Source organism: Streptomyces sp. NPDC058632, assembly GCF_042717095.1.
In the GTDB taxonomy this organism is placed as follows: Bacteria; Actinomycetota; Actinomycetes; order Streptomycetales; family Streptomycetaceae; genus Streptomyces.
Map to the genome: position 1 here is coordinate 1 of NZ_JBHXQZ010000027.1, position 11,932 is coordinate 11,932.

Below are 11,932 nucleotides of genomic sequence, written 5' to 3' on the forward strand. Positions count from 1 at the left end.
GGCACGTGCGCGGAGTGCGCGGCGGCATCCAGCGGCACCTGAGATCCCGGACGCGGGGGGGGGGGGGGGGGGGGTGTTAGGGGCCCCGCCCCCCCCCCCCCCGGGCCCCGCGCCTCCGTGCTGCGCCCGTGTTCGCAGTCGACGGCACTGTCGGTGGCAATGTCAGTGCCCTGTGCCACGCTCGGCGCATGGGATTCTTCGATGATCTTGTGCTGCCGGAGGAACAGGCCGGTGAGCGGGCCGTGCTGGTGACCATACGGCCGCCCGGAGAGGACGAGGGGCGGTATGCGCCGCCCGTCGACCGGTTCGCACCCGCGCGGGTGCCGCAGCTGGAAGTCGTCGGTGCCGGTCCGGAAACCAGGGTGCTGCTGACGGGATGGTCCGTGTGGCCGCGGTCGGTCACCTTGCATCTGGCGGTCTTCCGCAGCGTCCGCCGTCAGGGTGCGGACGCGCAGCGGCAGTCCGGGCTCCGGGTGGGGCTGCGGTTCTCCGACGGCCGTCGCGTGACCTCGCTGGACGGCAAGGTGTCGCGGAGAATCCCGTTCACCGGGCCGCAGGGGCAGGCGCGCGTGGCACAGACGGACCAAGCGGTCGGGCTCATTCCGCTCGATCCGGGCCTGCACCATTCCCACAGGTCCCTGTTCAAGACCGACGTCGACCTGTACCTGGCGGAACTCCCGCCCCCCGGGGAAGCGGAGCTGGTGGTCGAGTGGCCGGACGAGTCGATGGCCGAGACCCGTACCGCCATCGACGTGGCGACGCTGCGTGCCGCGTCGAGCCGTGCGCTCGAGGTGTGGTCGGACCCCGAGCTGCCGGAGCCGGCACAGGAGTCGGGCACCTTCGCGACGATGGAGATGAGCGGGCCGCCGACGTTCCTGGCACCGCCCCTGACCCGGCACCAGCTGGAGACGCTGCGCCGGGAGGAGGAGGCACGGCAGCGCTATGTGCCGCGGGCCGACTGGCAGCAGATCGGCTACCGGGACTGGGGGGACGCGGATCTGATCCGGGCCCGGCTCGCCGGAGGCGCGCCTGTGGCCGCCACCGTCGGACAGCTCGGCACCACCCCGCTGCACCTGGCGGCGGAGTGGGGCACGACGGAAGCGGTGACGGCGCTCCTGACGCACGAGGTGGCCGAGAACGAGAACGAGGCCACCGACAAGGACGCGTACGGCGTCGTCGACGCACGCGACCACAGTGAGCACACCCCACTGTGGTATGCCGCCCAGAACGTGGACGAGGGCACCGTCCGCGCCCTGATCGACGCCGGGGCGGATGTGTGGACACCGCAGTCGGGGCCCTGGTCGCCCGGTCGGCTGTTGTCGACCACGTCGCTCGCACCTCTTGTGCGTGACCTGCCGGGGGCGGTGGAGCTGCCCGCCGAGGAGGCCGCTGCCCAGCAGAGGGCGGACGCGCTCATAGCGGCCTTCGGCGAGGAGCGGTTGTGGACGGAAGGGCTCGGCATCTGCTTCGTACGGGGCCTGAGCGAGGACGAGGTGATCCGGCGGCTCGGTGCCGACCCCGCGCGGTGCCCGAGGGAGGCACTCGACGACGCGCCCTTCGACCCGGCGGACTACGACGAGTCCCTGCGTTACGTGGGCGTCCTGGGTGTGGACGGCGCCCCGGGCGGCTGCGCGATCGCGCAGGACGGGTACATGCCGAGCGACAACGCCGTGCTGAAGGCGATATCGGCGGGCACCGCCGCCTACGGGGTGTACTTCAACCCGAAGGGCGGCACCTTCGGCACCCTGGCCCGGGACGGCGAAGTCGTCGAGTCCGAGGAGATCGGCCTGGGGCCGCACGCGTCGGACCCGGCCGCCTTCTGGACCTTCCGCTTCTGGCAGCGGGGGCACGCGTTCCCCCACGGCGCCGACATCATGGCCTACGCGTGCGCCGCGGCCGGCCTGAGCATCGACGACGGCCGGGACGCGGCCGGACTGAGCAGCCCACGCCGCTGGGTCGAGCTGCCTCCGCGGCTCCGGCGCTGAGGGGCGACAAGACCGGCGGAGGCGGTGTCCACGGCGTCCGCCGGCGCACGTCACCGGCGTCCCGGCCGGGGACCCGGCCGTGGGTGACGGCATTGGCGGCCAGCTCGGCCACGACCAGCTCGACGGTGTCGTGCACCGGGCTGCCGTAGGTCCAGCCCCAGGCGTCCGTCTGCTGGGAGGCGAGGCCCCGGGCGAGCCGGGCGCCCCGCGGGGGTGGCGGAGAAGCGGAGGGTGAGGGCTCTCTGCTCGGCGAAGGGGACGGCGGAAGCAGCCGGTCGCTGCCGCTGGGGGAACTCGTCATGCCACGAAGATCCCGTGGCGGCAGCCCCGTTCACCAGGTCCGACGCCCCCACGGCGGCGCTCTGTGGGAGCGGTGGGCGAGAGTGTGGGACTTGTCGGGGGCGGCTGCCCGTCGCCCGCGCTTGTGCCGCCCCTTCATGGCGTGCCCGTTCAGGCCGGCAGCGGACGCACCCTGTCTTCGTCCGTCACCTCGTACACCTCGATGCGCAGCAGCGCCCGGACATGGACCGGAACGCGTTCGACGGCCTTCACGGACGAGGACGGCACGACGAGTGCGTACCGTATCCGGGGGTCCTGACTCGTCATCCGGCGCAACAGCTGCCCGTAGGCGATGTCGGCGTCGATGCCCTTCTCGCCGGTGCGGCCCTTGGCCTCGCAGATCAGCCGCTCGTCGCCGCGCACGGCTTCGACGTCGGTCCAGCGGTCGGTGGGTTCGACCGGTGTCCAGCCCTCGGTGAGCAGCCAGGTGCGGAAGGCGTCGGTGACCCGGTCCTCGTCGCCGGCCCGGGCCAGGATCGTCCGCAGCGCCGCGAGATCGGCCTCCTGGCTGCGCCGCAGCCGCCCGCGGCCGTCCGCGTCGAGGTCGGCGGGGCGGATCACGATCAGCCGCAGCCCGTGGGCGGGGATCTCGGTGTCACGGCGGGCGTCGTACAGGGCCCGCTGCTCGCCCCGGTGGACTCCGCTGACGGTGAGCCTGTCCGGCTTGTCGAAGTGGGGCATGGGCTGATCGTGCTGCAGTTCCCGGTACTCGACCACCAGTCGGTGGCCGGGCCAGTACGCGTCGACCGGCAGCCTGGCACGTCGGCCTCCGGCCCCGGGGTCACCCAGCAGCCAGTCGAACTTGTGCTGGGTCAGGGCCTCCTCGCCGAGGACCTGGTTGCACAGGCCGACCACGTACGCCTCGTCACTGACGTCTCTCGTTCCCATGGCGCGCATCGTGCCAGGCGTCACTGACAACGAGGGGCGGAACGACGTACGAGGGGTGTTGGCTCAAGGGCGCTCCAGGAGATCGACGACGGACAGCCCGGTTTCGCCATTGACGAGGGTGAGGGAGACGTCGGCGCGAGCGGCCAGGTCGAGTGGATCGAGGCCCTCGGTGCAGTCGGCGTGGATGATGCGGTCCAGGCCCGCGCCGACCAGGGGTGCAGCAGTTCGCAGTGAAGCTTCCAGAGCCATGTCACGCCGTCCCGCAGCGACTGCGGAGGAGTTCCACACCGTCGCCTTCGAGATCGTCGCAGTACGTCGCGCGCCCAGTCATGGCCATTACCAGGGTCAAGGTGCGGCCGGACACGAGAGGCCCGGAACCGGTCGTGAACGGGCCGTCATCCGCTACAAGTCTCAGGCCGCCGATGCGTCCCTTGGCAACGACCACGAGGTCCGAGCCCTGGTAGTACTCGGCCGTCTCCGTGACGACCCCGATCGGATAGTCGCGACGGATGCCCAGCGGGCGCCGGATGTCTTCTCCGTGCACGATCGTCTCGCCCAGCATGGCGATGGCAGGCAAGGGAGGCTTGGTCGTGCTCGGGACGACGCGCCGGAAACGTCCAAGGGTCTCGCCCGGGGTCGCGCCGAGCTGCTCGGCCAGCCGCACGGCCACCTGCTTGTCGAAGTCGAACCGGCAGCGGATCACACCCGCCAGCCAGCTCATGGTGTTGAGGCTCGCGCCCGCGGTCAGGTGCGCCAGCACCTCACGCACCGTCAAACCGCTGCAGAGCGACGGCGTTGCCCACTGCTCGTCCGTCAGATCCGCGAGATCGGCCGCCAGCGCCGCTCGCTCGGTGCGGATCAAGGGCCAGATCCCGGTCTCGCGATTGCGGTCCGCTGTCAGTGCCGGATCAGTCATATGGGCTGGACTCCTGTCAAGGATCGTGATCTGCGGTGTCCCCGGCCCGAACAGCGGGCGTCCGGCAGGGGCGTTCCCCAAGGAGACTTTCGCTCCGGAGCAAAGTCATCGCCGGTGAGCGATCTTTTTCTCCGGCGCCTGAACCCGGATCGCACGCGCACCGGCGGCTACCGCAGTTGGCACGCCGAAATCACCAGCGGCTGCCCGGAGTTGCCGGTTCTCATCGACATCTTGGAGCCGTCCGATCGCCAAGTGCTGCCCAAAACCATCGACGAACGTCGCCCGCTCCCGCTCCCGCTCCCGCTTACGCAACCTGCAGGCTGCGCCGGAGGCAGTCGTGGCACAGTGCCTCGTCGTCGACCGGCCGGAACAGCGTGGCCTGTACGTGCTCGCCCTCGCACTCCCGCAGGGCGGTCAGCCGCGCGGACAGGCGGCCGGGGCCGGGCCGAGCGGGGTCCGGCGGTACGGGAGGACGCGCGCCGTCGGCGGAGGAGGCAGGCTCCGGCAGCGGCACGTCGCGCAGGAGGTAGCGCAGCAGGCCGCCGGGGCGGTGGACGGTGCTGCCGTCGTCGGGGAGGCCGCGCAGGATGTGCAGGCGGACGGCGGCGGGCGGGTGCCCTGCGGCGAGCCAGCGGGCGGTGAGGCCGGCCAGTTCGGCGTGCATGGCGCGGGGGATGTGGCGCAGGGCGGGGGAGAGGCCGGGGAAGGTGGAGACGAGGGCGCGGGCCTCTTCGAGGAGAGGTGGGGCGGTCTCCGGGGCCGTCGCCTCGGGCGCCGGTTCCGGCTCCGGTCCGGGCTCCGGTTCCGGCTCGGACCTGGGGGGTTCGGGGGGTGGGTTGGAGGTGTTTTCCCACAGGTTTTTATTGGGATGACCGTCGGTGGGCCGAGGGGTCGGGTGGCCGACGGCCGGGAAACGACGACTCGGTGCGACCTGCGGCGGCACCCGTTCCGTGACGGTCCCCACGGGCGTGTGGGCGAGGAGCTTGGCGGCTTCGGTCGCGCTCAGCGGGGTGCTGGAGATGAGCTGTTGGGTGGCCCAGTGGCCGCCGGATCCCTGGAGGCGCCGTTCGTGGACGAAGCCCTCGGCCTTGAGCTGGTTCTTGGCCCGGGTGAAGGCACACGGACGGATGCCCGCACGTTCGGCGGTGCGCGACAGGGACTCGCGGGCTCCCTCGGGAAGGGAGAGCTGCCAGGTCAGGAGTCGGACGGCGTCGGAGGACAGACGCGGGTGCCGGATGATCTCGTGCGAGAGCTGAGTGAACGCGCGAGGGCGCGATATGGTGCCGATAAATCACGGGTGGAGGTCCTGTCCACTGGTGGTTCAGGCCCTCGCCAACGGCTGCAACCGTTGCGGGGGCCGACTTGTGGCGACCGTACCGCACGGAACGTGCGCGCGTGGACGCGTTGAGTGAAGAGGGTGGGGTTCGGCTTCCGACCGCACTCACGCACGCCGTATCGACGAGACGGGCCGGACCGCTTCCTTGCGCGTCGGCCGGCCGGAACTGCATGAGGTGGCGCTCCACGCCGTGACCGGCGCCTTCGCCCTCCGGTAAGGCGGCGGCCTCGGCCCGCACTTCAAGGGGACGGACCCTGCCCGGAGGGTGGGAGGGTCGTTCACTCGTTCGTCGCAACTTGTGCTGGTTTCGGTGTGGATGATGCCTGTGCGTCCTACCGTGCGGTGCGACTTCGCGAGCGAGTCGAAGGAGTCGAGCAGCCGGTCCCGGTCGTTCTTCGACGGGTTCGCCCGGAAGTGCGCGTCGTGCCGGTCCTGCGCCTCGAAGGACTGCTGGGCCGCGTGGAGCAGGTCCTGTGCGTGCGGGCCGGTGCTGCCCGCCGCTTCGACGGCGTTGGCGACGCCTTCCCGGGCGGTGTCCGCGGCCACGCGCGCGGCGAGCGTCACCTCCGCCGTCGGGGCCAGGCCCGCGACAACGGTGGCGACGCCGAAGGCACCCAGCCCGGCGATGAGCACGGGCTTGCGGCCCAGGCGGTCGCCGACGGCGCCGAGCGGCAGCAGCAGCGCGGCCAGGGCAAGGGGGTAGATGTTGATGATCCACAGAACCGTGCTCTGGGAGGCGCCGAACTCCACGGCCATGTGGGTCTGCGCGACGTTCAACCCGGTCGCCGAGGCGATGACCACCATCAGGGCGATGGAGACGGCGATCAGGATCGTGCGCAGCCGACGCACGTCGGTGACACCCCCGCCGCCGGCTTGCGCGGCCCGTACGGGCTGGTTCGCACTCATGCATTCTTCTCAAAACGGGCATGTCGAGTCGGCGCCGGAGCAGGGCCGGACCGTCCGCACGCGATGCCAACCCCGCATTGCATCAGGGGCATACGATGTTGCTCATGACGCAAGAAGGTGGAGAGCTGGACAGCCTCGTACGCAAACGCATCCGTGCTCTGCGGGTGGCGCAGGGCTGGTCGCTGGAGGAACTGGCCACCCGCGCCCACCTCAGCCAGTCCTCACTGAGCCGCATCGAGAACGGCCGGCGCCGCCTCGCGCTGGATCAGCTGGTCACTCTCGCCCGCGCCCTGGACACCACACTGGATCAGCTCGTGGAGACCGCCGCCGACGACGTGGTCACCAGCCCGACGATCGACAGCGCCCACGGCCAGATGCGCTGGCCCGTCAAGGCCGACCCCGGGATGAGCGTGGTGCGCCAGCGCATGACCGAACCGCCACCCGAGAACCCGGCCCGCATGCGCGCCCACCCGGGGCGCGAATGGCTCGTCGTCCTGTCCGGCACCGCGATCCTCATGCTCGGCCACCGCCGCTTCCGCCTCGGGACCAACCAGGCCGCCGAGTTCCCCACGATGATGCCGCACGCGATCGGCGCCGAGGGCGGGCCCTGCGAGATCCTGGGCATCTTCGACCGCGATGCCCGCCGGGGTCACCAGCGCGACGGCGACGGCGGCGGCGACGCTCAGGGCACTCCCGAATGACGGCGCGGGCCGCGCGACGGCCTCCGCGGCGGTGACCTCTTGCGCGTCGGGCAGCACACCCGACCACCATCTTGCGTAAACGGGAAGATTTCGTGCCGCAGGCGCATAACCGTCTTAGCGTGAAGAGCATGAACCAAGCACACGCGCACACCCCCCACCACGGCGCTTCGCACGGTCACCACCACGAGCACGGAACCGACGGCCAGGCGGAGATCCTCGACCTGGACGCCGAGGTCCTCGCCGAGCACACAGCCTCCATCACCGCATGGCTGCCACTGCATACCGGCCCACACCACATCGTGGATCTGGGCTGTGGCACGGGCGCGGGCACCTTCGCCCTCCTCGACCGCTTCCCCGACGCGCACGTCACCGCCGTCGACGCGTCCGCCGAACACCTTCAGCGCCTGCGCACAAAGGTGTGCACCCGCGGCGTCCAGGAGCGCGTGCGCACCGTCCAGGCCGACCTCGATGAAGCCGACTGGCCCGACCTCGGCTCACCGGACCTGGTATGGGCGTCGGCCTCGATGCACCACATGGCCCACCCCGACCGCGCACTGCGCACCGTCCACGACGCGCTCGCGCCCGGCGGCCTGTTCGCCGTCGTCGAACTGGCCGGCCACCCCCGCTTCCTGCCCGAAAACGCCCCCACGGACCGGCCCGGCCTGGAAGAGCGCGTCCACGCCGCGGCCGACCGTCTCCAGGCCGAACACATGCCCCACCGCGGCGCCGACTGGGGCCCGATGCTGACCGCCGCCGGCTTCACGGTCGAGGACGAACGCACCATCGCCGTGAACATCGAAGGCTCCCGCAGCGAAGCGATCGGCCTCTACGCCCTCGGCATCCTGCGGCGCATCCGCAGTGTCATCGCCGAAAGGCTCTCCCCCGAGGACCTCACCGCGCTCGACCGGCTCCTCGACACCGGCAGCCCGCACGGCATCCTGCGCCGCGACGACCTGACGGTACGCACCGAGCGCACCGTATGGGCCGCCCGCCGCACCTGACCCCGAACACGGGGTGCCGGTCGAGAACGCTGCCACCAGTCGCAAACGAGGGGGTGTCACGTCCGGCGCGGTGAGGTCGTCCGGCGCGGGCCCCGCAGCCCGTCGCCGGGGGCGGGTCGGACGCCCGCCGGACGGCGCGGTTGTCGACCGCCCTCAAAAGGCCTCTGAGGCAAGCCGGTTCGGTGTTCCGCGCCCCGCACACCACCAGAATCGTCGGTAACGCGTCCCGGTACGCCGGCCTGCGGCGCAGTGTGGACTCACGTCTCGGAACCCTCCGGCCGTCCCGCTTCGGATCCCTCGCCACCCGTTTCCCCCGCCCGGCGATCGTCGGCTCCCCGTACGTCGTCTCGTCCAGCACCGTGAGGCCGGGGAACCGCGCACGGACCCGGGAGAGCAGATCCGCGGTGGTGATACCGGTCTCGGGGCGGACACCCGCCGGTGCCTGCGAGATGCGCAGACCGCGGCCCCGCCGTCACCGCGGTCCGTATTTCCGCCCCGACCGTGAGGTGAGCCCGCCCAGCATGCCCCGCGGTACCAGCTTCGCCGCCCCCATCAGGGTCTTGTAGCGCGGGTCCGGGATCGACACCGTCTTGCCGCGGGCCAGGTCGGCGAGGGCGGCCTCGGCCACCTTGTCCGCGTCCAGCCACATCCAGTTCGGGATGTTGTCCGTCCCCATCCCCGCCCGCTCGTGGAACTCGGTGCGGACGAAGCCGGGGCACAGAGCCATCAGACGGACGTCGTTGCCCGCCAGGTCCTGTGCCGCGCCCTGGGTGAACTGCACGACCCACGCCTTGGACGCCCCGTAGGTCCCGCGCGGCACGAACGCCGCGGTCGAGGCGACGTTCACGACGCCCCCGCGCCCGCGCTCCCGCATCGACTCCACCGCAGCCGTCGTCAGCCGGAGCACCGCCTCGCAGTGCACCTTGAGCATCCTCAGCTCGTCCGCCATGGAGACTTCGAGGTACCGGCCCTTGTTGCCGAAACCCGCGTTGTTGACCAGCAGGTCCACGGGGTTCCTGCGGTCGCCCAGCCGCTCGGCCACCGCCTCGATGCCCTTGTCCTCGGACAGGTCGGCCGACAGCACCTCCGCCTCGATACCGTGACGGTCGTGAAGCTCGGTCGCCTGCTCCCGAAGCCTGCCGAGGTCGCGGGCCACCAGCACCAGGTCGTGCCCGTCGGCCGCCAGCCGCCGCGCGAACGCGGCACCGATCCCGGCCGTCGAACCCGTAATCAGAGCGGTTGTCATGGCTCAAGACTAGTTACCCGGAGTCCGGGCGTCCGCTCGGCACCGCCGCCCCGACCGGTGAACTGAAGCCCGTCCGGGTCAGCCACCCCCACGCCCGCCCCTCCACCCGCCCCCGACTTCCTGTTCGGCAGCCGGTGACGGGTGGCCGGTGCGCGGCGGCTGTTCGTCAGGAGTCCAGTTCCGCCACGTACTTCTCTCCGTACTTCTCCAGGTACGTCCGCGCCGTCGCCATCGCCTCCGGGTGCAGCGCGTCCCCCGCGGCCAGCAGCCGCGGCAACAGGGTCCGCTCGGTGGTCGTCGCCCGGAACTGCAGAGCGACCGTCACCTTGTGATCCGGCCGGTGCGCGATCCGTATCGCGTCGCCCGCCCGGACCTCACCGGGCCGGATCACTCGCAGGTACGCGCCCGGCGCGCCGCGCTGCGTGAACCGCTTCACCCAGCCCTTCTCACCCAGATGGCCCTGGAAGGTACGGCAGGGAATACGGCCGGAGGTGACCTCCAGCACCACCTCGGGCCCGATGGCCCACCGTTCGCCGATCCGGGCACCGGACAGGTCGACCCCCTCCGTGGTGAGGTTCTCGCCGAACGAGCCGTTCGGCAGCGTGCGCCCCAGCACGCCTTCCCACTCGTCGAGGTCCTCGCGGGCCATCGCGTACACCGCCTGGTCATCGCCCCCGTGGTGCCGCGTCTCGCACACCGCGTCCCCGGCCAGGCCGCTCGCGCCGAACCCCTTCGGTCCCGGCGCCGCCACCCGCACCGGCCTGTCCACCGGCCGCTTGTCGATGCCGGTCACGCCCTCGGGGTGGTCCGTGTACGGCACGGCCTTGGGACGACCCAGGTTCACAGACAGAAGCTTCATGAGGGCGCACCGTAGGCGATGCCGGATCAAAGCGTCGACTCAATATTCAGTGCCCCGCCAAAGGGCGGCTTATTCTTGGAGTGTGATCGAAGCCCGTCATCTCCGCGTACTGCGCGCCGTGGCCGCCACCGGTTCGTTCTCGGCGGCGGCCAGGGAACTGGGCTGCACCCAGCCCGCCGTCAGTCAGCAGATGAAGGCGCTGGAGGCGTCCGTCGGCACACCGCTGCTCGTCCGCACCGGACGGGAGATGCGCATGACGCAGGCCGGGGACGCGCTGGTGCGCCATGCCTCCGGCGTCCTCGCCGGGCTGGCCGCCGCCGAGGAGGAGGTCGCCGCCATCGCCGGGCTGCGGGCGGGGCGGGTACGGCTCGTGTCCTTTCCCAGCGGCAGCTCGACGCTCGTCCCGACAGCCCTCGCCGCGCTCCGCGACGCCCACCCGGGCACCCGTGTCTCCCTGGAGGAGGCCGAGCCGCCCCGCTCCGTCGAGATGCTGCGGGAGGGGGACTGCGACGTGGCCCTCGCCTTCCGCTACGAAGGGGCGTCGGGCGCCGAGGAGTGGGACGACCTCGTCGTGCGGCCCCTGCTCACGGACCGGCTCGTGGGGCTCCTGCCCGAGCGGCACCCGCTGGCGCACGCGGCGTCCCTGTCCATAGGGGAACTCGCCGAGGAGCCGTGGATCGCCGGCTGTCCGCGCTGCCGGGGGCAACTGGTCGAAGTGTGCGAGTCGGCCGGTTTCACCCCGCGCATCGACTTCGCGACCGACGACTACCCCGCGGTCGCGGGACTGGTGGGTGCGGGACTCGGGGTCGCCGTCCTGCCCCAGCTGGCCGTCGACTCCGTACGGCCCAGGGGTGTACGTACCGTCACCCTGGAGCCCGCGGTGCGGCGGGAGATCGTCGCCCTGACCCTCCCCGACCTCGCCCAGGTGCCCGCGGTCGGCGCGACGCTCGACCAACTGGCGCGCGCGGGCGGCCGCTGACCGGGAACCACCCGGCCCTCACGGGCGGCCGACACAAAAAACGAAGGGCACGTGTGTGTGCCCGAGGTGAAGAAACGTTCTTTCAATTGTTCGAAGAGGCGTGCCCGCCCGCTGTCGCGACCGGCGTGGAGACCGGTGTCGACACCGCCGATGCCGCCGGTGCATTCGATGTCGCGGGCGCCGGCGAGGCCGGCACCAATCGGTGGCGCGCCCGGCCCATCAGCTCTTCGCGCTCGTCCTCGGTCAGTCCGCCCCACACGCCGTACGGCTCGCGTACGGCCAGCGCGTGGGCGGCGCACTCGGCGCGTACCGGGCACCTCATGCAGACCTCTTTGGCCGAGTGCTCGCGAGCGCTTCGTGCCGCACCCCGCTCGCCCTCGGGGTGAAAGAAGAGCGAGCTGTCCACCCCGCGGCACGCGGCCAGGAGCTGCCAGTCCCACAGGTCCGCATTCGGTCCTGGAAGGCGGGAGAAATCTGCCATTGTGACCCCTTGTAGCCGTTCTGGGCGGATCCTGTGTCCACGACCGTACAACTACGATCCAAGGAGATGAAAATATGACTCATTGCGAATCTAGCCTCAGACACCAGTGAATGGGAAGAAAAGGGTCCAAACGGGGCATGGGTTGTGATGAAAGTTCGAGGGTGTGCCGCGCGTGTCTGCACCGTGTCCGTCCCCTCACGTAGAGTGCCGAAGTCGGCAGACGGCCCCGTAACTCTTTCGGGTGACCGTCGTTGAGAGTGCGAGGCGGTTGAAGGAACAAGCGCTCGGGCAGGTG

At 71.4% G+C, this 11,932-nt stretch carries 11 protein-coding genes and 1 pseudogene; 4 read left to right on the forward strand and 8 right to left on the reverse strand.

Going from position 1 to position 11,932, the window contains the following annotated elements:
- Positions 1-188 precede the first annotated feature (188 nt).
- On the forward strand, positions 189-1,985 hold the full coding sequence (locus ACFWVE_RS12925) for an ankyrin repeat domain-containing protein (protein ID WP_384012104.1): 1,797 nt from the start codon (positions 189-191) through the stop codon (positions 1,983-1,985).
- A 450-nt stretch (positions 1,986-2,435) separates the two neighbouring features.
- Here the strand turns inward: ACFWVE_RS12925 and ACFWVE_RS12930 are convergent, their stop codons facing one another.
- The 5 genes and pseudogenes from ACFWVE_RS12930 to ACFWVE_RS12950 all read right to left on the reverse strand — a co-directional run.
- Positions 2,436-3,212, reverse strand: a complete 777-nt coding sequence (locus ACFWVE_RS12930; RefSeq protein ID WP_384012109.1) for a hypothetical protein — start codon at positions 3,210-3,212, stop codon at positions 2,436-2,438.
- Between the two features lie 63 nt (positions 3,213-3,275).
- Positions 3,276-3,461 (reverse strand): hypothetical protein, encoded by a 186-nt coding sequence (locus ACFWVE_RS12935; protein WP_384012112.1) that lies wholly within the window; start codon positions 3,459-3,461, stop codon positions 3,276-3,278.
- 1 nt (position 3,462) lies between these two features.
- Positions 3,463-4,128 (reverse strand): maleylpyruvate isomerase family mycothiol-dependent enzyme, encoded by a 666-nt coding sequence (locus ACFWVE_RS12940; RefSeq protein WP_384012116.1) that lies wholly within the window; start codon positions 4,126-4,128, stop codon positions 3,463-3,465.
- A gap of 304 nt (positions 4,129-4,432) precedes the next feature.
- Entirely contained in the window at positions 4,433-5,092 is a 660-nt protein-coding gene (locus tag ACFWVE_RS12945) for a hypothetical protein (protein WP_384012121.1), read from the reverse strand.
- Between the two features lie 909 nt (positions 5,093-6,001).
- Positions 6,002-6,370, reverse strand: a pseudogene (locus tag ACFWVE_RS12950) (MFS transporter); the annotation flags it as partial.
- 104 nt (positions 6,371-6,474) lie between these two features.
- Here ACFWVE_RS12950 and ACFWVE_RS12955 point away from each other — a divergent pair.
- Positions 6,475-7,071, forward strand: a complete 597-nt coding sequence (locus ACFWVE_RS12955; protein WP_384012126.1) for a helix-turn-helix domain-containing protein — start codon at positions 6,475-6,477, stop codon at positions 7,069-7,071.
- A gap of 128 nt (positions 7,072-7,199) precedes the next feature.
- Positions 7,200-8,072: a class I SAM-dependent methyltransferase gene (locus ACFWVE_RS12960; RefSeq protein ID WP_384012131.1), complete on the forward strand. Its 873-nt coding sequence runs from the start codon at positions 7,200-7,202 to the stop codon at positions 8,070-8,072.
- A gap of 472 nt (positions 8,073-8,544) precedes the next feature.
- Here ACFWVE_RS12960 and ACFWVE_RS12965 read toward each other — a convergent pair whose 3' ends face one another.
- Both ACFWVE_RS12965 and ACFWVE_RS12970 read right to left on the reverse strand, forming a co-directional pair.
- Complete coding sequence (locus ACFWVE_RS12965) at positions 8,545-9,318, reverse strand: SDR family NAD(P)-dependent oxidoreductase (RefSeq protein ID WP_384012135.1); 774 nt, start codon at positions 9,316-9,318, stop codon at positions 8,545-8,547.
- Positions 9,319-9,484: 166 nt separating this feature from the next.
- Entirely contained in the window at positions 9,485-10,177 is a 693-nt protein-coding gene (locus tag ACFWVE_RS12970; protein ID WP_384012140.1) for an MOSC domain-containing protein, read from the reverse strand.
- An 82-nt stretch (positions 10,178-10,259) separates the two neighbouring features.
- Here ACFWVE_RS12970 and ACFWVE_RS12975 point away from each other — a divergent pair, with 82 nt between their 5' ends.
- Positions 10,260-11,156: a LysR family transcriptional regulator gene (locus ACFWVE_RS12975; RefSeq protein WP_384012145.1), complete on the forward strand. Its 897-nt coding sequence runs from the start codon at positions 10,260-10,262 to the stop codon at positions 11,154-11,156.
- An 82-nt stretch (positions 11,157-11,238) separates the two neighbouring features.
- On the opposite strand, the gene ACFWVE_RS12980 is transcribed toward ACFWVE_RS12975, so the two are convergent.
- Positions 11,239-11,637, reverse strand: coding sequence for a WhiB family transcriptional regulator (locus ACFWVE_RS12980; RefSeq protein ID WP_384012148.1), 399 nt, complete (start codon positions 11,635-11,637; stop codon positions 11,239-11,241).
- Positions 11,638-11,932: the final 295 nt, after the last annotated feature.